At 66.7% G+C, this 25,530-nt stretch carries 21 protein-coding genes and 1 pseudogene; 12 read left to right on the forward strand and 10 right to left on the reverse strand.

Going from position 1 to position 25,530, the window contains the following annotated elements:
- Nucleotides 1–5: 5 nt before the first annotated feature.
- Nucleotides 6–443, reverse strand: a complete 438-nt coding sequence (locus JWS13_RS42090; RefSeq protein WP_206011002.1) for a cupin domain-containing protein — start codon at nt 441–443, stop codon at nt 6–8.
- A gap of 175 nt (nt 444–618) precedes the next feature.
- Between JWS13_RS42090 and JWS13_RS42095 the strand changes: the two genes are divergently transcribed.
- Nucleotides 619–1,359: a lipoate--protein ligase family protein gene (locus tag JWS13_RS42095; RefSeq protein ID WP_206011003.1), complete on the forward strand. Its 741-nt coding sequence runs from the start codon at nt 619–621 to the stop codon at nt 1,357–1,359.
- Nucleotides 1,360–1,413: 54 nt separating this feature from the next.
- Here the strand turns inward: JWS13_RS42095 and JWS13_RS42100 are convergent, their stop codons facing one another.
- Nucleotides 1,414–3,222, reverse strand: a complete 1,809-nt coding sequence (locus JWS13_RS42100; RefSeq protein WP_206011004.1) for a sigma-54-dependent Fis family transcriptional regulator — start codon at nt 3,220–3,222, stop codon at nt 1,414–1,416.
- Between the two features lie 260 nt (nt 3,223–3,482).
- On the opposite strand from JWS13_RS42100, the gene JWS13_RS42105 reads away from it, so the two are divergent.
- The 3 genes from JWS13_RS42105 to JWS13_RS42115 all read left to right on the forward strand — a co-directional run bounded on the left by JWS13_RS42105 (nt 3,483) and on the right by JWS13_RS42115 (nt 7,195).
- Nucleotides 3,483–5,105: a flavin-containing monooxygenase gene (locus tag JWS13_RS42105; RefSeq protein ID WP_206011005.1), complete on the forward strand. Its 1,623-nt coding sequence runs from the start codon at nt 3,483–3,485 to the stop codon at nt 5,103–5,105.
- Nucleotides 5,106–5,194: 89 nt separating this feature from the next.
- Entirely contained in the window at nt 5,195–6,097 is a 903-nt protein-coding gene (locus JWS13_RS42110; RefSeq protein WP_206011006.1) for an alpha/beta hydrolase, read from the forward strand.
- Nucleotides 6,098–6,163: 66 nt separating this feature from the next.
- The gene (locus tag JWS13_RS42115; protein WP_206011007.1) at nt 6,164–7,195 is read left to right on the forward strand and encodes an LLM class flavin-dependent oxidoreductase; all 1,032 of its coding nucleotides are present in this window, start codon (nt 6,164–6,166) and stop codon (nt 7,193–7,195) included.
- 56 nt (nt 7,196–7,251) lie between these two features.
- On the opposite strand, the gene JWS13_RS42120 is transcribed toward JWS13_RS42115, so the two are convergent.
- Entirely contained in the window at nt 7,252–8,730 is a 1,479-nt protein-coding gene (locus JWS13_RS42120) for an NAD-dependent succinate-semialdehyde dehydrogenase (RefSeq protein ID WP_206011923.1), read from the reverse strand.
- A gap of 316 nt (nt 8,731–9,046) precedes the next feature.
- Here JWS13_RS42120 and JWS13_RS42125 point away from each other — a divergent pair, with 316 nt between their 5' ends.
- A complete protein-coding gene (locus JWS13_RS42125; RefSeq protein WP_206011008.1) occupies nt 9,047–10,120 on the forward strand; it encodes an alcohol dehydrogenase in 1,074 nt (357 codons plus the stop codon).
- Here the strand turns inward: JWS13_RS42125 and JWS13_RS42130 are convergent.
- Nucleotides 10,103–10,993, reverse strand: coding sequence for a LysR substrate-binding domain-containing protein (locus JWS13_RS42130; protein WP_206011009.1), 891 nt, complete (start codon nt 10,991–10,993; stop codon nt 10,103–10,105). The genes JWS13_RS42125 and JWS13_RS42130 overlap by 18 nt on opposite strands.
- Before the next feature lie 29 nt (nt 10,994–11,022).
- Here JWS13_RS42130 and JWS13_RS42135 point away from each other — a divergent pair, with 29 nt between their 5' ends.
- Complete coding sequence (locus JWS13_RS42135; RefSeq protein WP_206011010.1) at nt 11,023–12,252, forward strand: CaiB/BaiF CoA transferase family protein; 1,230 nt, start codon at nt 11,023–11,025, stop codon at nt 12,250–12,252.
- Nucleotides 12,253–12,316: 64 nt separating this feature from the next.
- Here the strand turns inward: JWS13_RS42135 and JWS13_RS42140 are convergent.
- The 3 genes and pseudogenes from JWS13_RS42140 to JWS13_RS42155 form a co-directional block, all read right to left on the reverse strand.
- Nucleotides 12,317–12,978: pseudogene (locus tag JWS13_RS42140) on the reverse strand (SDR family NAD(P)-dependent oxidoreductase).
- Nucleotides 12,975–13,310, reverse strand: coding sequence for a WhiB family transcriptional regulator (locus JWS13_RS42150; protein WP_206011013.1), 336 nt, complete (start codon nt 13,308–13,310; stop codon nt 12,975–12,977). The pseudogene JWS13_RS42140 and the gene JWS13_RS42150 overlap by 4 nt, the downstream one beginning before the upstream one ends.
- Nucleotides 13,307–14,509 (reverse strand): acyl-CoA dehydrogenase family protein, encoded by a 1,203-nt coding sequence (locus tag JWS13_RS42155; protein WP_206011014.1) that lies wholly within the window; start codon nt 14,507–14,509, stop codon nt 13,307–13,309. Before JWS13_RS42155 ends, JWS13_RS42150 begins: the two co-directional genes overlap by 4 nt.
- A 349-nt stretch (nt 14,510–14,858) precedes the next feature.
- On the opposite strand from JWS13_RS42155, the gene JWS13_RS42160 reads away from it, so the two are divergent.
- Nucleotides 14,859–16,202: an MFS transporter gene (locus JWS13_RS42160; protein WP_241032513.1), complete on the forward strand. Its 1,344-nt coding sequence runs from the start codon at nt 14,859–14,861 to the stop codon at nt 16,200–16,202.
- An 11-nt stretch (nt 16,203–16,213) separates the two neighbouring features.
- On the opposite strand, the gene JWS13_RS42165 is transcribed toward JWS13_RS42160, so the two are convergent.
- Nucleotides 16,214–18,043, reverse strand: coding sequence for a helix-turn-helix domain-containing protein (locus JWS13_RS42165; RefSeq protein WP_206011015.1), 1,830 nt, complete (start codon nt 18,041–18,043; stop codon nt 16,214–16,216).
- A 13-nt stretch (nt 18,044–18,056) separates the two neighbouring features.
- Nucleotides 18,057–19,115 (reverse strand): alcohol dehydrogenase, encoded by a 1,059-nt coding sequence (locus JWS13_RS42170; protein WP_206011016.1) that lies wholly within the window; start codon nt 19,113–19,115, stop codon nt 18,057–18,059.
- Between the two features lie 229 nt (nt 19,116–19,344).
- Here JWS13_RS42170 and JWS13_RS42175 point away from each other — a divergent pair, with 229 nt between their 5' ends.
- From JWS13_RS42175 to JWS13_RS42185, 3 genes are all read left to right on the forward strand, one after another.
- Nucleotides 19,345–20,286 (forward strand): alpha/beta hydrolase, encoded by a 942-nt coding sequence (locus tag JWS13_RS42175; protein WP_206011017.1) that lies wholly within the window; start codon nt 19,345–19,347, stop codon nt 20,284–20,286.
- A 63-nt stretch (nt 20,287–20,349) separates the two neighbouring features.
- Complete coding sequence (locus JWS13_RS42180; protein ID WP_206011018.1) at nt 20,350–21,969, forward strand: flavin-containing monooxygenase; 1,620 nt, start codon at nt 20,350–20,352, stop codon at nt 21,967–21,969.
- 31 nt (nt 21,970–22,000) lie between these two features.
- Nucleotides 22,001–23,377: an NAD-dependent succinate-semialdehyde dehydrogenase gene (locus tag JWS13_RS42185; RefSeq protein ID WP_206011019.1), complete on the forward strand. Its 1,377-nt coding sequence runs from the start codon at nt 22,001–22,003 to the stop codon at nt 23,375–23,377.
- A 53-nt stretch (nt 23,378–23,430) separates the two neighbouring features.
- Here JWS13_RS42185 and JWS13_RS42190 read toward each other — a convergent pair whose 3' ends face one another.
- Entirely contained in the window at nt 23,431–24,147 is a 717-nt protein-coding gene (locus tag JWS13_RS42190) for a TetR/AcrR family transcriptional regulator (RefSeq protein ID WP_338050769.1), read from the reverse strand.
- Nucleotides 24,148–24,180: 33 nt separating this feature from the next.
- Here JWS13_RS42190 and JWS13_RS42195 point away from each other — a divergent pair, with 33 nt between their 5' ends.
- A complete protein-coding gene (locus JWS13_RS42195; RefSeq protein WP_206011021.1) occupies nt 24,181–24,594 on the forward strand; it encodes a carboxymuconolactone decarboxylase family protein in 414 nt (137 codons plus the stop codon).
- A gap of 126 nt (nt 24,595–24,720) precedes the next feature.
- Nucleotides 24,721–25,530: an NAD(P)-dependent oxidoreductase gene (locus JWS13_RS42200; protein ID WP_206011022.1), complete on the forward strand. Its 810-nt coding sequence runs from the start codon at nt 24,721–24,723 to the stop codon at nt 25,528–25,530.

Genomic DNA, 25,530 nt, shown 5'->3' on the forward strand with positions numbered 1-25,530 from the left:
GCCCGTCAGCAGGCCGGCGCCGGTGCGTCCTCGGACAGGGGCTTGCCCTCCGGTTCGGTGTAGAACGCGAGCAGGACCAGCGGTTCCGTTCCCAGATTGGAACCCTCGTGGACGTGATCGCTGCCGTGGTCCTCGGTGATCGCCTGACCGGCGGTGGTCACCGCGGTCGCGCAGTCCTGCAGCGTGCGGGTCAACACACCCGATTCGACGACGGCGTACACCGGGCCGTCGTGGTAGTGCCACCCCGTCGTGCCGCCGGGGGCGATCTCGATGCGCCGCAGCGTCAGATCCGTGCCCGCCGAACTGCCCGCGACCGCCGGCACCGTCGTCTCGAACAGAATCTGTGCGGTCACCCCCGAAGACGGCGTGGCCTGGGCGGGGGAGGCGGACAGCGCCGCGGCGATGGCACAGGACAAGACGACCACACTCGATCTGAGGAGCATCGTGACGACCTCTCGACGCGCTGGCCCTGCACACTGCGCGCAGACGTCCAGTGGGAGTGCATTACGGCGTGTCCAGGGTAGGGCCACGGACCGTGCGTCCGAGGGGGTATCCGCGAAATCCGATCGCCGTGCAGACTATGTCTGAGATACTCCGGAGCGGAACGGCGGGACGAGGATGACGATCGAGCAGTTGCTGACCACGCATTTTCCGGATGATCCCGTGATGGACGCGGCGTTTGCCTCGGCGCTGCTGCGGCGCACGGGGCGAGATCCGAATGCGTCTGCGCTGGTGCGGATCTACAGTCCCACACGGACGTTGTCGTTCGGACGGTTGGACGCTGTTCGACCGCAGTTTCCGGCCGCGGCAGAGGCGGCGCGGCACCACGGGTTCACCCCGCTCGTCCGGGGCGCAGGCGGCCGGGCGGCGGCATACCACGAGCAGACTCTCGTCGTGGAGATCTTCTCCCCGGACACGGAGGGCATCGTCGGGGCCCGGCCACGCTTCCAGCGCCTCACCCCGAGGGTCGTCGCCGTGCTCAGGACGCTCGGCGTCGATGCTCGCATCGGACCGGTGCCCGGCGAGTACTGCCCCGGTGATTGGACGGTGAACGGCGCGGGCCGCGTCAAGTTAGCCGGGACCGCGCAGCGAATAGTCGCCGGCGCGTGGCTCTTCGGCTTCGAACTCGTGGTGTCCGATTCGGATCCCGTGCGGGCGGTGCTCGCCGATGTCAACGCTGCCCTCGAGTTGGAGTTCGACCCCGCCACGGCGGCGTCCCTCACGGACCTGAACCCGGCCGTCACCCTCGACCAGGTCCGGGACGCGATCCTCGCCGAGTTCGGCGCGGTCCACGAACTGACCGCAGACCCCGACCTTCTCGAAGAGGCCGCGAACCTGCGCGACGCCCACGTGGCGTGAGGTGCCCCGGCCATCGGGCCGCCTGGTGTTCGTGCTGACCCCGCGGCGGCACTTTCATGTGTCGCATGTGTCCCAACGCTTCTCGTCGATTCCGAGTGCCCGCATCTTGCGGTAGAGCGTCGACCGCGCGATGCCCAGGCGATCGGCTGCGCGCTTCTTGTTCCCGGCACTCACGGACAGAGCATCGAGGATCGTTTCACGCTCGGCGCGTTTGAGCGCAGCCGGCTCGCGGTCGGCACTGGGGGCACGGTACTCGTACGGGAGGTGCTGCAGCGCGAGGTCGACACCGTTGGCCCGCACGGCAGCCGAGGTCAGCACCATGTGTAGCTCCCGGAGATTGCCGGGCCAGGCGAGTGCCATGAGCGCCTGCAGGGTCGATGGGAGCATTCGCTGTCGTAGCGTGGGCTGGCCGTCGAGGAGGAACGGGACGATGTCGGCGAGGTCCTCCGGCCGTTCGCGCAATGCCGGCAGGTGCAACCGGACGGGAAAGTGATCACCGATCCGGGAGACCCGGAAATCGAGGCGTGTTGCGGTCGCAATAATGCGGCCGCCGCGAGCCGCCGATTCCTTCATCAGTGCAATGAGGGACCCGCACAGCGGGACCGGAAGCGCATCGATGTGGGTGACGACGAGGTGGCCGCCGTCGGTCAGTACGTCCTCGGCTTTCGAGATCCACGCGGCGGGGTCACGGTCGACGGCCATCGCGTCGAGGACGGCGGACGGGCGGCCGCCGACGAGGGCCTCGGCGACACAGCGTTTGCCGGTGCCCGGTTCACCGGTGACCAGTACGGACTCGTCGAGCCCGGCCGTGCATGCGATCTCGCGGCGTGCGCGCTGCCAGACCGCGCTGCGGCCGGGAGGAAGACCCGCCAGCGGGTCGTGTGTCGCGGCTGCACCGGGTGCGGCGAGGGTGACGCCCGGACTCGGCGGCGCCAGCGCGATCGCCTTCTGAAGGTCGTGATGCACCCGGAGTTCGATCAGCACACCGATGCTCTTGTCGTCCATGCGGACCATCCGGGCCTGTGCACGGACGGGGACGTCGTCGCCGACACACAATTCGCCCTCGGCGTACTCCCCGGAACCCATTGTTCGCGCGGTCCAATTCCACAGCACCGCATGGTCGGTCGGCTCCAGCAGCCGAGAGGCGGCGGTGTTGGTGATGATGAAGTCCTCGTTGAGGGTGACCACCGCCGCCGACGACCGGTTCGCGCGGGCAAGGAACTGTTCGAGCAGCAATTGCTCGCGGCGGGAGGAGTCGGCGAGTAGGCGAGTTTCGATCTCCCGGGCCGCGGCGACGACGAGCGGCGTCATCAGTTCGCTGGTGTCGCTGAGGCGGCTCGTGACGTCGAGGACCCCGATGATCGAATTGGTGAACGGGTTGACCACCGGCGCGCCCACGCACGTGAACTGTTGCAGGTTCTCGCGGAAATGTTCGGTGCCGCTGACCATGATCGGTCGCCGCCCCTCGATGACGCTGCCGATCCCGTTGGTGCCCGCGTGCTCCTCCGCATAGGAAAATCCCGGCGCGACCATGGCCCTGTCCAGCGCGCGGGCGAGTGTGGAACCTCCGGCTCGCCGGTCGATGATCTGCGCGTTCGAGTCCGCGAGCACGATCGTCGCACCGCCGCCGTCGAGGTGGGCGGCGAGTCGGTCGATCACCGGGGTCGCCGCCGTGACGAGTCGGCTGGTCCGGTTCAGATTGGGATTGAACGGCAGGTCTTCCGCCCCCGAGACGACGCCGCTGAGCTGGCTGCGCCGCCACGACGTGACGATTTCGGAGCGGGCCGCCGCGCCGGACTTCGGGTCGCGGCGACCCGGCCACGGTTCACGCACGCGGGCCTCGTACGGTGTCTCTTCCGTCATGTGAATCCGCGTCCCTTCTTTCCGGTCGCCGGCGCCCTGCGGCCCGTTTACCTCACGATATGTGTCGTGATTCGTCTCACTGTGTTCCACATCGGTACACAGGGCCGGATGTGTCTCCGGGGTGTCCGGGTGACGCGAAGTGGGACACCTACATGCCCTTGCGGTTCCCGAGAATCGACAACTACCGCGCAGTGGCGGGCATCACAGAACGCCGGTAGGACCGGCCACCACATTCGCATTCCGATGCAAGGGAGCACACCGTGAACACGAACACCCCAGACACCGCAGTCGAGGAGCTCGACGTTCTCGTCGTCGGGGCCGGCTTCGCCGGTCTCCATCAGCTCGACCGGCTGCGCAAGCTGGGCTTCTCCGTGAAGATTTTCGAGGCAGGGGCGGGTCTGGGCGGGATCTGGTATTGGAACTGCTACCCGGGTGCCCGGGTCGACAGCGAGGGCGCGATCTACCAGTACGCCCGGGAAGACCTCTGGCGTGACTTCGACTACACCGAGCTGTACCCCGGATGGCAGGAACTGCGTCGCTACTTCGAGCATGTCGACGGAAAGCTCGACCTGAGCCGCGACATCCGCTTCGACACCCGCGTCGAATCCGCAGTCTTCGACGCCGACGCCAACACCTGGACGGTCCGGGCGACGGACGGTCACACGGTGACCGCCCGGTATGTGGTGCTCTGCACCGGATTCGGCTCCAAGCCGTACATCCCGCCGATCGACGGCCTGGACAGGTTCGACGGGCCGTGCCACCACACGGGTCTGTGGCCGCAGGAGGGCCTCGACTTCACCGGCAAGCGCGTCGCGGTCATCGGCACCGGGGCCAGTGGCGTGCAGGTCGCGCAGGAGGCCGCGAAGGATGCGGCGTCGCTGACCATCTTCCAGCGCACCCCGATCCAGGCTCTCCCCATGCGTCAGAAGCAGCTCGACGCGGCTGCGCACTCGGACTTGAAGAAGGGGATGTCGGACCGGTTCGCACGCCGCATCGACTCGTTCTCCGGCTTCGACTTCGACTTCCTTCCGAAGAGCGCGCTCGAGGTGTCGGAGGAGGAGCGCCGCGAGACCTACGAGAAGCTTTGGGAAGAGGGCGGTTTCCGGTTCTGGCTGGGCACGTTCAACGACGTCCTCTTCGACCAGGCCGCGAACGACACCGCCTATGCATTCTGGCGCGACAAGACGCGGGCGCGGATCGCGGACCCCGTTCTCGCCGAGAAGCTCGCACCAGAAGTGGCGGCACATCCGCTCGGCGTCAAACGACCCTCGCTCGAACAGAATTTCTACGACATCTTCAACCAGGACAACGTTCACTTGGTGGACCTGCGGGAGACGCCGATCGAATCGGTCACCGAGACGGGAATTCGCACCTCGGACACCGAGCAGGAGTTCGACATCATCGTCCTCGCCACCGGATTCGACGCCTCCACCGGCGGTATCACCGCGATCGATCTCGAGGGAACCGATGGGCAGACGCTGCGCGAGAAGTGGTCCGAAGGGGTGCGCGCCCACCTGGGTGTTGCGACCGCCGGATTCCCGAACCTGCTGTTCGTCTACGGCCCGCACAGTCCGTCCGGTTTCTGCAACGGGCCGACCTGCGCCGAGATCCAGGGCGACCTGATCGTCGAGACGCTCGAGCACATGCGCGAGGCGGGTCTGCAGCGTATCGAGGCGACCGCCGAGGCCGAGAACGCGTGGCGTGACCACGTCACCGAGTTGGTCGGTCCGACGCTGTTCGACAAGGCCAACTCCTGGTATGTCGGCGCGAACATTCCCGGCAAGCCGCGCCAGATGCTCCTGTACCCGGGTGGTCTGCCGCAGTACCTGGACAACTGGCGCCGCAGTGCATCCGAGAGCTACTCCGGCTTCGTCCTCTCCTGATACGGCGAACCCCTCCCGACCCCCTCTGCCGGCTCCGGGCCACGACATCCGATCGTGGCCGGGGTCGGCCTTTCCGAAAGGACAACCGCATGGCCAGCACGCAGTCACTGTTCCTCCGCGATCTGTACACGGAGTGGCTGGGCCGCATGGACGGCATGGATCTGCCGACGATGCGAGACCTGTTCGAGGAGTGGCACCTGGCCACGATCGAACCGTCCGGCGTCACCTACGAGGAGGTCGACGCGGCGGGCGTGCCCGCGGTGTGGGCGGATCCGGTCGACGGCGCGAGTGATCGTGTGCTCGTGTTCACCCATGGCGGCGGTTTCGTCGTCGGGTCACGGCATTCGCACCGGAAACTGGCCGGACACCTGGCGAAGGCCGTCGGTGCCCGGGCGCTCGTGATCGATTACCGCCGGGCCCCGGAGCACCGGTTCCCGGCGCAGATCGACGACGCGGTGACCGTGCACGGTTGGCTGCTCGATCAGGGATTCACACCCGAACACATCGCGAACGTCGGCGATTCGGCCGGCGGCAACCTCGCCGTCTCGACTCCGTTGAAGCTGGCCGCGCTCGGCAAGCCCCTCCCGGCTGCGGTCGTCGCACTGTCGCCGTGGCTCGACATGGAACTCAGCGGCGAGACCCTCGACACCAACGACGGAACCGACGCCCTGGTGAAACGCGCAGTGCTGCAGGGCATGATCGACAGCTTCCTCTCCGGTCCCGGGGACGCGACCGACCCGTTCGCGAACCCGCTCCTCGCCGACTACACCGGCTTCCCGCCGGTGTACATCAGCGTCGGTGGTCACGAGACCCTGCTCGACGATGCGCGTCGACTCGCCGAGCTCACGGAGAAGGCGGAGATCGAAACCGTGCTCGACGTCGTCCCCGAGCAGCAGCACGTCTTCCACTTCTGTGCCGGCCGGGCACCCGAGGCGGATGACGCCATCGCTCGCATCGCCGCGTGGCTGCGGCCGAAGCTCGGCCTTTCCTGACAACCACGCCGGGCGGCGGCCGCGAGCCGGCCGCCGCCCGTTCACCTCTCCTGGCTAGGAGGAAACATGGCACAACCGGTTCCACGCTTCGGCCTGTGGTACGACTTCCGCAACCCGCCCCGCTGGGAACAGCCGGCCGGCGCCCTCTACCGGGAGACGCTCGCCCAGATCGGGTGGGCCGAGCAGCTCGGTTTCGGGTCGGTCTGGCTCAGTGAGCATCACTTCGCCGACGACGCGTACGCGTCATCGCCACTGGTCATTGCCGGCGCGGTCGGTCAGGCAACGTCGTCGATGCGCATCGGGACGAACATCCTCGTCGCACCGCTACACGACCCGGTTCGTGTCGCCGAGGACTCCGCAGCGCTGTCACTGATGACGGGCGGCCGCTTCGAGCTCGGCGTCGGTCTCGGCTATCACGTGGAGGAGTTCGAGGCGTTCGGCCGCAAGGTCGCGCAGCGCACCAGCCTGCTCGAAGAGAGCATCGATGTGATGCGCCGGGCGTGGTCCGGAAGCGTGACGCCCTACCAGGGGCGACGTTTCACGCTCCCGGCCCTCGCGGTCACGCCGGTGCCGGAATCCGCGCCACGGCTGCTGATCGGTGCGCAGTCCGCCGGCGGGATCGACCGCGCAGCGCGACTCGCCGACGGACTGATCACCCTCAAGAACGACGACCACCGGGTGTACCTCGACGCAGTGCAACGGCACCGACGATCGATCGACGACGCCCGGATCTATGCCAGCCAGTGGGCGATCATCGCGGACGATCCGGAAAAGGTGTGGTCCGAGGTCGGGGAGCGGGCCCTCTACCAACTCAACCGCTACATTGCGCACGGCGCGTTCGGTCCGCCCGAGTCGACACCGCTGTTCGCGGATCCCGACGCCGTTCTCGCGGCCGGAACGTACCGACTGCTGGACGCGGACACGGCGGTCGACGAGTTCGTCGCCATGGTGCAGGCGTGCCCGCAGATCCGGGACATCCACGTCTGGGCGCAGCTGCCCGGTGAGCCGGTCGAGTCGGGTTCCGCCCGCATCGAATACATCGCGAACAAGGTCATCCCGCAGGTGTCCGCGCGTCTCGAAGCGGCGGCCGCAGGCTGAACTGCGGACACCGAGAGGCGGACCGGAAATCCCGGTCCGCCTCTCGTCGTCGTGGATCACACGGTGAGTGCGATGTACTTCGTCTCGAGGAACTCGTGCAGTGCGTCGTGGCCGCCCTCGCGGCCGAGCCCCGAGTTCTTGATGCCGCCGAACGGAGCCGCCGGGTCGGACATCACGCCCCGGTTGACCCCGACCATGCCGGACTCGAGCCGCTCGGCGACCGACATGGCCCGGGAGAGATCGCGAGTGAACACGTACGCGGCCAAACCCATGTCGGTGTCATTGGCGAACGCGACGGCCTCGTCCACGGTGTCGACGGTGAACAGCGTCGCGGCGGGCGCGAACAGCTCCTTGCACGCCAGCGGATGGGTCGTGCCCGAGAACCGCAGTACGGTCGGCTCGTAGAAGTAGCCGGGACCGTCCACCACAGCGCCGCCGGTGAGCAGTTCGGCGCCACCGGCGACCGCGTCGGTGACGTCCGCGTGGACCTCCGCCCGCTGCTTCCCGCTGATCATGGGGCCGACGTCCACACCGTCGGTGAATCCGTTCCCCACGACCAGCGCGCGTGTGGCCGCGACGAACTTCGCGGTGAACTCGTCGGCGATACCGGACTGCAGGATGATGCGGTTCGCCGCGACGCACGCCTGGCCGGCGTTGCGGAACTTGCAGACGATCGCATGCTCGACAGCAGCGTCGACGTCGGCGTCGTCGAGGACGAGGAACGGGCCGTTGCCGCCGAGCTCCATCGACGTTCCCATGATGTTCTGGGCGGCTTGGCCGAGCAGGACCCGTCCCGCGCCCGTGGACCCGGTGAAGCTGACCTTCCGCAGCCGCGGGTCGGCCATCAGCGCCGACGACACCTCACCCGACGTGGTGGTGTGGATCAGGTTGACCACGCCCGGCGGAAATCCGGCTTCGGCGAACACCTGGGTCATCAGGGCGGCGGTGAAGGGGGTCAGACCCGCCGACTTCACGACGGTCGTGCATCCGGCGGCGAGTGCGGCAGAGATCTTGCGTGCCGGCATGAGCAGCGGGAAGTTCCACGGTGTGATGAGCAGGCTCGGGCCGATGGGGTCCTGTCGGGTGATGATGCGGAAGTCGCCGGCCGAGGCGGGGGAGTAGCTTCCGTGCACGTGTGCCGCTTGCTCGGCGAACCAGCGCAGGAACTGTGTGGAGAGATGAAACTCGCCGGCGGATTCGGTTCGCGGCTTGCCGCTTTCCAAAGTGAGGACATCGATGAAGGCGTCCGCGTGCGACTTCATGACGTCGTGGGCGGAGTGCAGGAGTTCGGCACGGGCGCGCGGCGACACCGCGGCCCAGTCGGCCTGGGCCGCGGAGGCGGCGTCGAGGGCGGCCGCGGCATGCTCGGACCGGCCATCGGCGACGGACCCGATGACCTCGCCCGTTGCGGGGTCGACGACGTCGAATGTGGAATCCGTGTCCACCCAGCGGCCGTCGATGAAGAGGGTTCGGGGGACGAGGTGACCGCGAAGCTCGGCGGTCGTTCGGGTATCGGGGCTGGGGCTGACGGCGATGGTCACGAATGCTCCTTGCACTGGAGGTCGGCGGACGAGCCGGGCATCGGCGGGACGACACCTGTGCCGATACGCGGAACAATCAGGAATAGAGGTGCCTGATCTGTCAGGTTTACACCCTCTTTACGGCGAAAAGGTGTCCCGTTTCGCAACACCGAATCAGCCTCTAGCTGCAAATATGGTGCTCCACCTGCACGCTGACCAATTGTTACCCAAAAGGGAACAATGTGCTACCAATCGGGTATTTCCCTTCATCGGGTGCGGTAGGCACGATGTGACTCCAGACGCATTCACCGAGGCTCGAAAGGAGCTCACCATGCACGCCTTCGCGGTCATGGAAGACGACACCGTCGTACGGCAGATCGATGTGCCGGCGCAGGAACCGGAAGGACGCGAGGTTCGTTTGCGTGTCCTGCATTCCGGGGTCTGCCACACCGACACGCATCTGCAGCAGGGGTACTACGACCTCGGGCGGCGCGGCCGGCTGCGGCTCACCGACCGCGGGATTCCCTATCCGCTGGTACTCGGGCACGAGATCGTCGCCCGCGTCGAGGCGGTCGGCCCCGACGTGCACGATGTCGAGATCGGCGACGTGCGCCTGGTCTACCCCTGGATCGGCTGTGGACGATGCCACCGGTGTGAGGCCGGGCAGGAGAACTACTGCACGTCCGGCCGATCGCTCGGCGTGAACCGGCACGGCGGGTATGCCGAAGTCGTGTCCGTTCCGGACGAGAAATACTTGATAGACATCGCCGGACTCGACCCGAGCTGGGCTGCGACACTGGCCTGTTCCGGCCTCACCGCGTTCAGCGCCGCGAACAAGGTGCTACCCCTGCCGCCGGAGGCGCCCGTCGCGGTGATCGGTGCCGGGGGCGTCGGGCTGACGGTCGTCGGCATTCTCGCCGCGCTGGGACACCGCAACATCTGCGCGGTGGACATCGACCCGGCCAACCTCGCGATCGCAACGGAAACGGGGGCGCGAACCACCCTCGTCTCGGACGGAGAGAATCCCGCGGCCGACCTGATGTCGGTGTGCGGTGGCCCGGTCGACGCCGTCATCGACGTCGTGAACAACACCCAGACAGCGGCGATCGCCTTCGACGCGCTGGCCAAGGGCGGAACACTCGTGCAGATCGGCCTGTTCGGCGGCGAGATGGTCGTACCGACCGTGCTGATGCCGCTCAAGCTCCTCACCGTGCAGGGCAGCTACGTCGGCACACTCGACGAACTGAAGCAGCTGGTGCAGATCGCCAAGAAGGACACGCTGCCGCGGCCGCCGATCCTCCCCGGCGAGCTCACCCTCGAAGGCGTCAGCGGTGCGCTCGCCAGCCTCGCGGAGGGTGGTGTGCCCGGACGGATAGTGTTGTCGGCGTTACCCGGACACCAGTGACCGCGCCGCCTCCAGCACGCTCGCCGTGCCGGGGCCGGCGGTGTCCTCGCGCCACACCATCTTCAGCGCCACCGGTTCGACATCGTCCGACAGCGGCACGAACACCACTCCCGGTTGCACGACGTTCTCCGCGATCGTCGACAACGTGAGCGCAACGCCGATCCCGGCGGCCACCAGCGACAGCAGCGTCCACGACTCCGGTGCGATCTGAGCGGGTTCCACCGCGAAACCGGCGCGATGCGACAGGCGGTGCAACCTGTCGGTGAGCACCGACCCCGCGTACGGCGGCAGGCACACGAACGGCTCACCGGCCAGCTGTGCCATCGCAATCGTGTCCTCGCCGGCCAGGGGATGGCCCTCCGGCACCGCGATGACCAGCTGCTCGGCCACCATCGTTGTCGAGGCGATGCCGGCGGGAATGAAATCCCATCGCCCCAAACCGATTTCCATCGAACCGTCGATCACCTTGTCCAGTGCAGGCAGGGCGAAGTTGGAGCTGTAGAGCTCGAGCTGAATTCCGGGAAACTCCGCCCGCATCTGCTTGGCCAGCTTGCCGACCAGTACGTGTGTCGACGCACCCGCGTATGCCACCCGCACACGGCCGATCGTGCCCTTACCGGCCGCCTGGGCCACCGACTCGACCCGGCGGCACGCGGCCACCACGTCGGCGGCCGGCTCCAGCAGAGCCTGCCCCGTCGGCGTCAGCGCCACCCGCCGCGTCGAGCGGTCGAACAATGCAGTCCCCAGCTCGTGCTCGAGCTGCTGTATAGCGCGGGTCAGCGGCGGCTGAGAGATGCGCAGCCGCGCAGCCGCCCGGCCGAAATGCAGCTCTTCGGCCACCGCCAGGAACGCCCGAATGTGATGCAACTCCATACCCGAATTATTGCTCAGACAGGAACGATATGAACTTCGAAACGCACAGAGCGGGCACCACTCAGTGGGACGACTTCTTCGGCCGCCGCCCGACGGGACCGCTCGCCGGACTCGTCGTCGCCGATCTGAGCCGCGTACTCGCCGGACCGTACTGCACGATGCTCCTGGCCGACATGGGCGCGACTGTCGTCAAGGTGGAAGGTCCCGACGGCGACGAGACCCGGAACTGGAAGCCCCCGGTCCACGGCGACGACAGCACCTACTACCTTTCCCTGAACCGGAACAAACACTCCATCAGGCTCGACTTCCGGGACCCCGACGACCGGGCGGTGGTGCAGGAGTTGATTCACCGAGCCGACGTCCTGGTCGAGAATTTCAAGCCCGGCGACCTCGACCGGTTCGGCCTCGACTACGAGTCCGTCTCCGCGGGCAACCCGGGACTGATCTACGCGTCCGTCACCGGGTTCGGCCGCCGCGGCGGGGCCGACCTGCCGGGCTACGACCTTCTGGTGCAGGGGATGTCGGGTCTGATGAGCATCACCGGTAGCCCCGACACCGAGGGCTACCGCAGCGGGATCGCCGTCTTCGACGTGATGACCGGACTGCACACCTGCGTCGGAATCGTCGCCGCCCTGCACGACCGCGAACGAACCGGGCTGGGACAGCGGGTCGAGGCCAATCTGATGTCGTCGGCGCTGTCGGCGATGGTGAACCAGACGGGCGCCTACGCGGTGGCCGGGGTCGTGCCCACCCGCATCGGCAACGAGCACCCGAGCATCTACCCCTACGAACCGTTCCCCACCGCCGACGGTGAACTGATCGTCGCGGTCGGTAACGACGGCCAGTTCCGCCGATTCTGCGACGAGATCGGCAGACCCGAACTCGTGGTGGACCCGCGGTTCGCGGAGGCGTCCGCGCGCAGCGTCAACCGGGCGGAGTTGCGCCCGCTTCTGCAAGAGGCGTTGCGCGCGAGTACGTCCACGGAGTGGTTCGCCCGGTTGCGGGGCTGCCGCGTGCCCGTCGCCCCGATCCAGGACGTCGCCGGGGGTGTCCAGTCCGCGCGCGAGCTGGGCCTCGATCCGGTCGTGACCATCGGCAGCGGGCCGGACGCGATGCCGACCGTGCGGCATCCCCTCGAGTTCTCCCGCACGCCCGCGAGCCACGACGTGCCACCGCCCGCCCTCGACAGCGGATCCGACGCGATCCGCGCGTGGTTGTCGGTCCCCGTGGGTGAGTCGGCTCCGCTGGGAGCGTCGTGAACGTCTCCGGCCGACCAGTCTGTGCTGGCCTATTCCACCCATCCCACACCGAGGATGCCGGACATCAGTAGTAGATGGCTCCGCGTGCTCCGCCACCGACGGCAACAGCGTCGCCGGTGACGGCGACGCTGCGCGGCGAGCACAGAAAGACCACGACGTCGGCTACCTCCGCGGCGGTGACGAGCCGCCCGATGCTGGTGGCGGCACCGAGTTGGTCGGCGATCTGATCGGCGGTGGATCCTTCGCGGGCGGCGAGGTCAGCCAGCAGTGTCGGGGTGCGTTCGGTGACGGTGATTCCCGGATGCACCACTGTGACTCCGACCCCGGCCGGGCCGAGCTCATCAGCCAGGTTCTTCGTCATGGCCGCGACGGAGACGTTGCGAATGGAACCGGCGATGGAATTGGCCTGGCGGGCGTTGAGCCCGGCGATGTTCACGATGCGACCCCATCCACCGTCGATCATGTGCGGTGCGACCGCGCGAGCGCAGCGCAGGTATCCGAGCACTTTCGTCTCGAACTGCTCGCGGATCTCCGCGTCGGTGAGTGCGGCCAACCCCGGAGCGGGACGGATGCGATCGTGGCCGCCGCCCGTTCGAGCGCCGCCAGGTCACGCCCGGCGAGGGCGACGTCGGCGCCCTCCGCGGCGAGCGTCGTGGCAACCGCAAATCCGATGCCGCGGCTCCCGCCGGTCACGATCGCGCGCTTGCCGTTCAATCCGAGGTTCATGGTGTGCGCACGCAGGATTCGAGCGGCCGACGCTGACCGCGGAGTCGTCGGGTGCGCTTTCGTCGATCCCCTTCGGTCATGCCACCCCAGACACCGTAGGGTTCACCCACGGCGAGCGCGTGGTCGCGGCATTGCACGAGCACAGGGCAGGGCATACAAATCTGCAGCGCCTGCGCTTCGCGTCGGTCGCGGGCGTGGCCGCGTTCATCGTCAGGCGAGAAGAACACCGCCAGTTCGGCATCACGGCACGCGGCGCGCGCCCACCAGTCACCGGAATCGGGTGTGAGCGCTTCCCTGCGCGTGGAGGGGCATTCCCGGATCGGTTCGCTCATCGTTGCCCGACTGCGGTGTTGCGGGCCTGCTTGACCAGGCCGCCACCGATGATCAGGCGCTGGATCTCGCTGGTGCCCTCGTACAGGCGCAGCAGGCGGACGTCCCGATAGATGCGTTCGACGGCGACCTCGCGCATGTATCCGCTGCCGCCGTGAATCTGCACGGCAAGGTCGGCGACCTTGCCGGCCATCTCGGTGCAGAACACCTTCGCGACCGACGGGGCGACGCGTCGGTCGGTCTGCTCGACCCAGGCGCGGGCGGCGTCGCGGACGAGGGCTCGCCCGGCCATGACGCCGGTCTGCTGGTCGGCGATCATCGCCTGCACCAGCTGGAAATCACCGATCACGCTGCCGTGCTGGGTCGCGGTCGCGGCGTAGGTGACGGACTCGTCGAGCGCGCGCTGCGCGTGCCCGACCGCCAGCGCCGCGACATGCACCCGGCTGCGGGCCAGCGACGCCAGGGCCGCGCGGTAGCCGACGTCTTCTCTGCCACCGACCAGCGCCGAGGACGGCACCCGCACGGCGTCCAAATGCACGGTCGCCGTCGTCGACCCGGCGTGCCCCATCTTGCGGTCCTTGCTGCCCACTTGCACACCGGGAGCATCGGACGGAACGAGAAACACGGCGACTCCGAGGCCGTCACCGTCGGCGGGCCTGGTACGGGCGAACACCAGGAACAGATTCGCGATCAGGGCGTTCGTGATGAACCGTTTCTCACCCGTGAGCACCCAGTCGTCGCCGTCCCGCACCGCTTTCGTACGCAGGCCGACGGGGTTCGAGCCCGCGCCGGTCTCGGTGAGAGCGAACGAGGCGACGACGTCGCCGGACGCTATGTCCTCGAGCCACCTCGCCTTCTGTTCGTCGGTGCCGTAATTGACCAGCACCTGGCCGGCGATGCCGTTGTTGGTACCGAACATCGACCGCAGGGCGAGTGTCGTGTATCCCAACTCCATCGCCAGCTCGACGTCCTGGATCAGGTTCATCCCCAGACCACCCCATTCCTGGGGGATGGCGAACCCGAACAGGCCCATGTCCTTGGCCGCGGTGCGGATCTCGGCGGGGACGGTGTCGGTCTCGTCGATCTCCTGCTCGCGCGGAACCACCACGTTCCGCACGAACCCCCGGGTGTGGGCCAGAATGTCGCGGAAATCGTCGTCGTCCAACTGGATCGTCGGATCACTGGTCACAATGGCAGTCACGTCGTCTCTCCTGAATATCAACCGAGCGTCAGCACACGGCTCCAGCGGGCTGGGGTACACCGGGCTGAAAGTAGCTCCTTCAGGATCGGTCAGTTCCGTGGACTTTCGGTGTTCCAAAGCGGAACACCTCGCCGCCGCGGCATCACGATTGGCCGGACCGCCTACGAATCATCGCTTGCCAAAGGCGAACTCGACCCCTCTGCACACCGGGGATGAGCCTGCAGTGTTTCACATCGGAACAGGAGTCGGATGGAGCATGCCTTTACGTTTGGTCCGCACACCGTGGCGGCCATCACAATTCCTTCCGCCCGTGGCCCTGCTCCCACTCAGTCCGTTTCAGGAGAATCGCATGACAACTGCAACATCGTCGCCGCCCGCGATGACTCCCCGCCGCGCTGCGACGGCCGCGCTCCTCGGTAGCGCGCTGGAGTACTACGACTTCTTCGTGTACGGCGCCGCAGCCGCTCTGGTCTTCAACGTGTTGTTCTTTCCCTCCGGCGATCCCACTGTTGCGCTCATCGCATCGTTCGCGACATTCGCTGTGGGGTACGTGGCCCGACCTGTCGGCGCGGTGGTGATGGGACACTTCGGCGACCGACTCGGCCGTAAACGCGTCATGCTGGCCACCGTCGTGATGATGGGTGTCGCATCCTTCGCCATCGGATGCCTTCCGACATATGAACAGCTGGGCCTTCTCGCCCCGGTACTCCTCGTCGCCCTCCGCATCGTCCAGGGATTCTCCGCGGGAGCCGAATCGGCGGGAGCGTCGACGTTGACCGTGGAGCATTCCCCGGTCGGACGCCGGGGATTCTTCACCAGTTTCGTGATGGTCGGCTACGCCGTCGGCTGCTCATTGGCGACCGTCGTGTTTCTCCCGGTCGCGATGCTGCCCCACGACCTGCTGTACACCTGGGGCTGGAGAATTCCTTTCTGGCTCAGCGCCGTGGTCGTCGTCATCACTTATTACGTGCGGAGCCATTTGGACGAAACTCCGGCGTTTACCGAAGCGAAAGAGGGAAGCGAAGTCCGGAAGCGGCCGCTGAACGACGTGATCAAGTATCACTGGCGCGACGTGATCCGTGTCGCCGGAGCATCGCTGATCGCGTCGATGCAAACCTTGTTCGCTGTGTTCAGCCTTTCGTACGCCACCTCGGTCGGGGTGGATCGGGGTGCGATGCTCGCCATCATCTCCGGAGCAATAGCGTTGTCGATTATCACCATCCCTGCAGCCGGCTACCTCTCCGACGTCATCGGCCGGAAGCGAACGATGCTGATCGGCGCCGTCGGCGGTGCGCTCAGTATCTTCGCGTACCTGTGGGCGATCTCGACAACGAATATCTTGGTGATCGCGATCTTCGCGTTCGTCAACATGTCAGTGTTCTTCAGCTGCTACAACGGCGTGTGGACTTCGTTCTTCGCCGAGCAATTCCCCGCACCCGTCCGATTCACGGGAATGGCCGTCAGCAACCAGATCGGTAACCTCCTTGCAGGATTCGCTCCGCTGATCGCCGCCCTGCTCCTCGGCGCGGGCCCGTCGGGCTGGCTTCCGGTGGCGTTCTTCGGTGCGATTGCCACCGGAATCGGTGCGATCGCGGTTATCGGAATGCGCGAGACGTCGAAGACTCCCGCAGAATTGCTCGGCGGTACGAGATGTGCAGAACTGATGGGTCGATTGCACGCCGAACATCTCTGAATGCCCTGAGGTCACGGACCGGGTGCGATCATTCGTTCGTCGGCATTGATTTTCAGGGCCCGCATCTTGCGGTACAAGGTGGTCCGGCCGATGCCCAGAATCTTGGCGGCGCGCGCCTTGTTGTTGCCGGCTTCGCGCAGGGCGCCTTCGATCGTCTCGCGCTCCGCCTGCTCGTAGCGACTCAGCGAGGACCATGCCGTCTGTCGCATGTGGGCGGGCAGGTCCTTGGTCTGGATCAGGCCGCTGCGAACCGGATAAGGGAGATCAGTGAGGAGCCGGGCCAACTCGGCGATGTTGCCGGGCCAGTGCCAGGCCAGCAGGCACTGGAGCGCAGCGGGGGAGAGCCGTAGTGCCGGCGCGCCGGGGAACAGTTCGGCCGCGACCGCGCGCACGATGTCGGGAAGCTCCTCGCGCAGTTCAGTTAGGGAGGGAACGCATACCGCGGCCGGAACGGTTTCTGTTCCATCTCGAGGGCTGTCTGCATCGCCGGTGCGTTCGGTGACGATGATCCGGGCAACCGCCGGGACTCCGGGGCGCGGGAGCCTGGCGAAATCCTCGAGACGCGCGCGCAGGTCGTCGGAGAGGTCGTCTCCTCCCACCACGACGACCCCGCGGCCTTCCCGCAACGCGGCTTCCCCTCCGGCCCAGACCGCGTCATCCGCAACGAGGTCGGGGGCGGTGACGACCTCGGGCTCCTGGTTGGTGTGGTGGCGCAGCCACCTCGTTGCCTGGTGGCGTTTGCCGGTGCCGGGGCCTCCGACGACGCGAATGAGCCCGTCGACATCGGCGGACGTGGTCAGTTGCCGTTGCACGTCGCCGTACGGGTCCGGCCGGGTCCGATGGGACGCCACACCGTCCGGCGCAACGCCGCCGGCGGGTGCGGCCGCACTGTCCGGGTTGTGGGTGACGGACACCTGTCCGGAGGCGGCCGTTGCGGCCTGCGCAGTGAACTCCAGCGCGAAGATCGAGTCCTGACCGGCGCGGCCGAGGCGCCGCACCAGGGCCTCGGCGCCGAGTGTGGGCAACTCGACCTGCAGTTCGTCCTGATCCCAGCGGTGGCGGCGTAGCTTTTCCCACAGTTCGGCGTGGGACTCCGCGTCGAAGTGGGCGAGAGCGGGTAGGTCCGTCATGACTGTTTCCGAGTTCATGACCAGAACCGGGTGCCGCGAGGACCGGAAGAGCCGGTAGGTGCGCGCCAGTTCGAGGTCCCGGGAATCGGCCATCAGCTCCAGCGCTTCGGCGATCTCGTGTCCGGCCTGCCGCACCATCGCGACCATCAAAGGGCTGGCGACGTCGATGTGGGAGGCGATGGACAGGGAGCCCACGATTCGCCCGGTGATGGGGTGCTTGATCGGAGCACCGGCGCACGCCAGTTGTGCGAGGGCATCGTTGAAATGCTCGGTGCCGCGCACGAATACGATCCCGCGTGATTCGATCGGGGTGCCGAGCCCGTTGGTGCCCAGGGATTGTTCGGAGAAGTCGAAACCTTCCACCGCGTTGGCCTGGTCCAGTGTCCGCTCGTCCTGGGTATCGACGATGCGGCGGGAAACGATGCGCCCGTCCTCGTCGGCCAGGAAGAGGGTCATCCGCGAGTCGGTGAGGTTGGTCTGCCACTGGTCCAGGATCCGGCCTGCGGCGCGCAGGATGGCGCTGTCCGGGTCGATTTCCCCCAGAATGTGGGGTCCGGACCCGGGATCTACGCGATGCGAGACCGAGCGACGCCAGCTCTGCTCGATCTCCTCGGCGACGAGGGACGCTGGAACGGAAGCCCGGACCAGCCCCTGCGCGATCAGCAGTTCGCGGGCGCTCCGGACCTCGTCCTCGCGGCGTGACTTTTCCATCACCCTCCCAGTGTCAAGCAGTCAAGACGATGCGTCCAGCGACGGCCCCGGTGGCGAGGTCGTCCAGGGCGCCGGAGACCGCCTCTGCGGACAGCGCCCGTTCCACGACCGGGATGCGAGGCAGCTTTCCACTTTGCGCGATCCGTACGAGGTCCTGCAGCTGCGAGAGTGTTCCCACGAAGCTGCCTTCGATGTGGATCATTCGCAGGGCCAGCAGCGCTGTCGGGATGGTGACTTCGCCGCCGAAGAGCCCGACCTGGACCATGTGCCCGGCCTTGGACAGAACCTCGAAAGCCGACGTGGCCGTGGCGCCGTTGTTGACGAAGTCGATGACGGCACTCGCGGGTCCGCCGATCACCCGTCGGATGTCTTTCGCCCCGGTGCCGGGCCCGGAGAGGACCGTGCTCGATGCGCCCAAGTTCCGGGCCAGGGCGAGGTTCCGCTCCGCGACGTCGACCGCGCAGATGTTGCGGTGCCCCCGGGCGCGAAGTAGCGCGATGGCAGTGAGGCCGAGGCCTCCTGCGCCGAACAAGACGACCGGCTCGTCCGGTTCGAGGGGAAGTATTTTGTCCACGGCGCTGTAGCCGGTCAGGCCCGAACAAGCCAGGGTGGCAGCCCAGCTCGGGTCGATACCGTCGATGTCCACGAGGTATTTCTCGTCGGGGACGAGGATGTATTCGGCGTAGCCGCCGTGGCGGGCCACACCCAAGTGTCGTCCCGCAGCACAACGGTTGTCGCTGCCGTCGCGGCAGTGGCGGCATTCGCCGCAGCCGATCCACGGGTAGATCAGTCGCACGTTGCCCGGGCGAACGGATTCGACGTCGTCACCCACCTGTTCGACGATGCCGACCACCTCGTGACCGAGCACCATCGGGTACTCGAAACCGCGATCTTTCAGGTTCATCAGCCCGCGGCTGCCCAAGTCGTATCCGCCGGTCCGCAGGTGGGTATCGGTATGGCAGACACCTGCCCGCGTGACTTTCACCAGGACCTGCCTGCCCTCGGGGACGGGGGTCGGGATATCCAGGTGGTGGATCGTGCTGTCATCGGGGAGGACGGCGAATGCGTGCATGGGGGAGTGCCTCGTTCGGGGTGGGGTGGGCTGTCAGGTGTCCCCTCATCATGTGCACAAGCACGCGGGGCGAAGTGTTTCACATCGGAACACAGGTGAATCGGAACATCCTTCTACGTTTGATTCAGGAGCCGTGGCGGCCATCACATCGGGGCGGCAGCGGCAAGTAGCACACAGAACACGGACGAGGCATCAGCCCACCTGGTCCGAAACCGAATCGAAGGCAATCATGACCACCAACATCTCCGAACAGTCCGGCGTCACCTGTGCCGATGTCGATGCCGAGGGCCGGGACGTTCTGCGCGACCTCTACGCCGATTGGTCCCAGATCATGGCGGCGACGCCGGACCTGACGATGCGCCTGTTCCGTTCCATGTTCGACGAGTGGCACCAGCCGACCGCCGAGCCGGAGGGCGTGACATACCGCGAGGACACCGTCGGCGGAGTCCCGGGCATCTGGTGCCTGCCGCTGGGAGCGGACACGTCGAAGGTGCTCCTCTACACGCACGGCGGCGGATTCGCCGTCGGATCGGCGTCCAGCCACCGCAAGCTCGCCGCTCACGTCGCCAAGGCCCTCGGCTGCGTGAGCTTTGTGCTGGACTACCGCCGCGCCCCCGAATTCCAGCACCCTGCCCAGGTCGAGGACGGGGTGGCCGCGTTCGATGCGCTCGTCTCATCCGGCATCGCCTCGCGCGACATCACCACCATCGGCGATTCGGCCGGCGGCAACCTCGCCATCACCATCGCCCTCGCACTCCGGGAACAGGGCAAGCAGGGTCCCGGCGGGGTCATCGCCTTCTCCCCGTGGCTCGACATGGAGAACAAGGGCGAGACGCTCGCCACCAACAACGACACCGACGCCCTGATCACCCCGGAACTGCTCGAAGGCATGATCGCGGGCGTCCTCGGGGGCACCGTCGACCCGACGACCCCGCTGGCGAATCCGCTACATGCCGACTTCACCGGTTTCCCGCGGCTGTATGTCACGGCCGGCAGCGTCGAGTCGCTCCTCGACAACGCCACCCGCGTGGAGGAGCGCGCCAGGGCGGCAGGTGTGGATGTCACGCTGTCCATCGGGGAGGGCCAGCAGCACGTGTACCCGTTCCTGGCCGGACGCTCCGCGCTCGTGGCCGAGGAGCTCGAGAAGCTCGCCGCCTGGTACCGCGCATAACACCCTGGGCCCCTCTGCCTTTCACCGATTCTTTCCCGCATCAGAACCACTCAGGAGTTCGCCATGCCTGCACACAGCACCCCCCAGATCGTCGACGCCGTCGTCATCGGCGCCGGATTCGGCGGTATCTACGCCGTCCACAAGCTGCACAACGAACTCGGCCTCACCACAGTGGGTTTCGACAAGGCAGACGGTCCCGGCGGCACCTGGTACTGGAACCGGTACCCGGGTGCCCTCTCCGACACGGAAAGCCACGTCTACCGCTACTCCTTCGACTCCGACCTGCTGCAGGACGGCACGTGGAAACACACGTACATCACCCAGCCCGAGATCCTCGAGTACCTCGAGGGCGTCGTCGACCGCTTCGACCTTCGTCGCCACTTCCGTTTCGGCACCGAGGTCACCTCCGCCGTCTATCTCGACGACGAGGCCCAGTGGGAGGTCACCACCGGCGCAGGCACCGTGTATCGGGCCACCTATGTCGTCAACGCCGTCGGACTGCTTTCTGCCATCAACTTCCCGAACCTGCCCGGTCTGGACACCTTCGAGGGCGAGACCATCCACACCGCCGCCTGGCCGGAGGGTAAGGACCTCGCGGGCCGCCGAGTCGGCGTGATCGGCACCGGTTCCACCGGCCAGCAGGTCATCACGGCGCTGGCACCGGAGGTCGAGCACCTGACCGTGTTCGTCCGGACCCCGCAGTACTCCGTTCCGGTCGGCAAGCGCCCCGTGACCACGGAGCAGATCGATGCGGTCAAGGCCGACTACGACCGGATCTGGACGCAGGTCAAGGGTTCCTCCGTGGCGTTCGGCTTCGAGGAGTCCACCGTGCCGGCGATGAGTGTCTCCGAGGAGGAGCGCGGCCGCGTCTTCGAGCAGGCCTGGCAGCACGGCGGCGGTTTCCGCTTCATGTTCGCCACGTTCGGTGACATCGCCACGGACGAGGAGGCCAACGAGGCCGCGGCGGCGTTCATCCGTTCCAAGATCGCCGAGGTCATCGAGGACCCTGAGACGGCTCGGAAGCTGACGCCGACGGGGTTGTTCGCCCGGCGCCCGCTGTGCGACGACGGCTACCACCAGGTCTTCAACCGGCCGAACGTGGAGGCCGTCGCCATCAAGGAGAACCCCATCCGCGAGGTCACCGCCAAGGGTGTGGTGACCGAGGACGGCGTCCTGCACGAGCTGGACGTGCTCGTCTTCGCCACCGGGTTCGACGCCGTGGACGGCAACTACCGTCGCATGGAGATCCGTGGTCGGGGCGGTCTGAACATCAACGACCACTGGGACGGGCAGCCGACCAGTTACCTGGGCATCGCCACTGCGAACTTCCCCAACTGGTTCATGGTGCTGGGTCCCAACGGTCCGTTCACGAACCTGCCGCCGAGCATCGAAACCCAGGTCGAGTGGATCAGCGACACGATCGACTTCGCCGAGCGCAACGGGCTGCGTGCGATCGAGCCCACGCCGGAGGCCGAGGCCGAATGGACCGAGACGTGCACCGAGATCGCCGACATGACGGTGTTCACCAAGGTCGACTCGTGGATCTTCGGCGCGAACATTCCAGGTAAGAAGCCCAGCGTCCTCTTCTACCTGGGCGGCCTGGGCAACTACCGTGCCGTCCTCGCCGATGTCACCGCCAACGGATACCGCGGATTCGAGTCGGCCGACACGATCGCGGCCTGACACCTTTCACCACCACACAGGAGAACCACCCATGGGCGTGTACACCACTATCGACCCGGTCACCGGGGAAGAGACCGCACAGTACCCGGAGATTTCTGATGCGGAACTGGACGTTCTCATCGGACGCAGCACGGCGGCCTACCGCTCGTGGCGCACCACCTCGCTCGAGCAGCGCCGCGTCGTTCTCACACGGGCCGCCGAGATCCACCGCGAGCAGGCCGACGAGCTGGCCAAGCTCCTCACCTTGGAAATGGGCAAGCCCATCGCTCAGGCCAAGGGCGAGGTGGCGCTGGTCGCGTCGATCTACCAGTATTACGCCGACCATGTGGAGGAGTTCACGGCGGACGAGCCCCTCGACATCACAGGGTCCGGCACGGCCGTCGTCCGCACCGAGCCGATCGGCCCGCTCGTCGGGGTCATGCCATGGAATTACCCGTACTACCAGGTGGCACGATTCGCCGCCCCGAACGTCGCCCTGGGCAACACGATCATCCTCAAGCACGCCCGGAACTGCCCACAGTCCGCGCTCGCCATCGAGCGGGTCCTTGCCGAGGCCGGGTTGCCCGCGGGTGTGTACCTCAACGCCTTCATCTCCTCCGCGCAGGTCGCGAATACCGTTGCGGATCCGCGCGTGCAGGGTGTTTCGCTGACTGGATCGGAAAAGGCCGGGTCCGCTGTCGGCGAGATCGCCGGCAGGCACATGAAGAAGTGCGTGCTCGAACTCGGGGGCTCCGACCCGTTCATCGTGCTCGACGACGCCGATGTCGACGCCGCGGCGGCCGCTGCCGTAGTCGGCCGGCTCGGTAACGGCGGGCAGACCTGTACCGCGTCGAAGCGGTTCCTCGTCGATGAGCGGGTGTACGACGAGTTCGTTCGGAAATTCATCGACGGGATGGCCGGCTGGCAGCCCGGCGACCCGACCCACCCCGACACGAAGCTCGGACCGCTGGCATCGAACTCGGGAGTCGAAGAACTCGACGACATTGTGCAGGAGGCAATCTCCCGCGGAGCCGAGGTGCTGTTGGGCGGTAGCCGAGCGGACGGGACCGGCGCCTACTACCCGCCCACCGTCCTGGCAGGAGTCACGCGCGAGATGCGGGCGTTCAGTGAGGAACTGTTCGGCCCGGCGGCGGTCGTTTACCGCGTGGGCTCTGTGGACGAGGCGATCGACCTGGCCAACGACTCCCCGTTCGGCCTTGCAGCGAGCGTGTTCACATCCGACCCGGAAAAGGGTGACCGCGTGGCCGCCGAACTCGAAACCGGCATGGTGTGGATCAACAGCACCAGCAAGAGTTCGCCGGATCTGCCGTTCGGCGGTGTCAAGGGGTCCGGCATCGGACGCGAGCTGGCCAGGTTCGGTTTCAACGAGTTCGCCAACAAGAAGCTGGTGCGCAAACCTCGAGGATGACAATCATCCCTGGTTTCCCGGGCGGCGCGCCAAGCCGGGGGGAAGCGGTCCGGTCACTCCGGACTGCTTCCCCCCGGCGTCGTGAAAGAGGGAAGCAGAGTGGAGACGAGCCGCTTACCGAATCCGCTGTCCATGGGCGCGCCACTGAGGAAGAACCGGTAATAGATGGGGCCGAGCAACAGATCGGTGACCATCTCGGGGTCGAGGTCTGGCCTCAGCTCGCCTCTGGAGACTCCACGTTCGACCAGGGCACTCACATCCGCCACCCGGTTGCTCACCACCTGTTCCCGATAGACACGGGCGAGCTCAGGATCGGCAGCCACCTCCGAAACCAGGCCCTTCATGACCAGGCCCATGAGGGTGGTGGTCATGAGTTCGACGGTCCGATCGACGAGCGTTATCAGTTCGGCGCCCGTATCCGCGACATACGGCTGGGTGCTCACCTCGTCCACCATGTCCAGCAGGACCGCCAGAGCCAGATCGTTCTTGGACCGGTGCCGGCGGTAGATCGTGGTCTTCGCCACCCCCGATCGGGCGGCCACGCCTTCGACTGTCAGTTTGTCGAATCCGTTCTCCGCCAGTAATTCCCGTGTGGCATCGAGAACTATCCGTTGCGTCCGGGCCCGTCGCTTGTCGTACCCGGATCCCTCACTCGGGGGTGTTCCGCCGTCGCCCGCTCTCGAGATGTTCATGTCGACTGCCCTTTCGCTCGCCGGTCGAGAAATGCTACCATTGCTACGCAACGTAGCGTTTCTTTGGCTACGGCCCATCGCCCTCCGGCAAGTTGAAAAGGAACATCCCACATGACCACAGATCGCTACCAGCGCGGCCTCGACCGCATGACGGAACTCGTCTCCGCCGAGCACACCAACACCTTCGACCACGTCAAGCTCGTAGAGTCCTACAAGAGTCTGGACGCCGACCTGCCCGACTACATCGTCTCCTTCGCCTTCGGAGACATCTACTCCCGGAAGGGCCTGACCCAGCAGGAGCAGACCCTTGTGACCATCTCCACGCTGGTCGCCCTGGGCACCGAACCCCAGCTGAAGTTGCACATCAACACCGGCTTCAACGTCGGCCTGACCAAAGAGCAGATCGTCGGTGCCCTGATCCACTGCATCCCGTACATCGGGTTCCCGCGTGTGCTCAACAGTCTGACTCTCGTCAAGCAGGTCATGGCAGAGCGCGGTCTCGTACCGGAGTCTTCCACGGACTGAGGCGATTCCGTCTCACCATGGCGCCCTCGTGGCGCCCGCCGATCCCGCCGGCAGCTCGACGACTCACCATGCCTGGTCCGGCACATTCGTTTTCATACCCTTCGCACTCACACTCGAGGAACGCTCATGCACTTGATAATTGGACTCGGACCCATCGGTGGAAATATCGGTGCACATCTCGCCCAGCTGGGACAGAAGGTGTACGGCTACGACTTCAACGCAGAGCGCGTCCGCGAATGGGCGGAGGAGACCCGGTCGTCGGCCGGCAGCGACCTGGCGGCTCTCGAGTGGCCGTCCGTGGACAGCGTCCACGTTGCGGTGCGGATGGCGGATCAGGTCTCGTCGGTATTCGAGGCCCTCCGGGCGCACACGACGCGGCCGCTGACCGTCTTCGTCCACACCACCCTGGCGCCGAACGACGCTCGGAGAATCTTGTCCTCTGCCCCCGACAACTGGCGCGTCTTCGAGGCTCCCGTGTCGGGTGGCCCCCAGGGTGCACGTCAAGGCTCGATGACCATCTTCCTGGCCGGGCCCGACGCAACCCCGGCGGAGGACCGGCTGCTGGCAGACATCTCGGGCCGCGTATTCCGTTCGGAGTCCTACGGACAACCGGCACTGGTGAAACTTCTCAACAACGCTCTGGCCACCTACAATTTGGCCGCCACCGCACGAATGCTCAATCTCGCAGCGCAGCAAGGGGTACCAGCCAAGGGTCTGTTCGAAGTGATCGGGGTGTCAACCGGCCAGAGCTGGATGAGTGACAACCTCGTCGATGTCCAGTACGACCTGCTGCTCAAGGATGTCGGACTGTTGATCGGCGAAATCGGTTCACTCCCCGCCGCAGATGTCACCGGCGAGGTCGAACAGGACATCCTCCAAGCGCGTGCGTTGCTGAGTGCCGATCCGTCCACGCGTGAACCTGTCAGTCAAGGGTGA

The sequence above is a fragment of the Rhodococcus pseudokoreensis genome, assembly GCF_017068395.1.
Classification (GTDB): domain Bacteria; phylum Actinomycetota; class Actinomycetes; order Mycobacteriales; family Mycobacteriaceae; genus Rhodococcus_F; species Rhodococcus_F pseudokoreensis.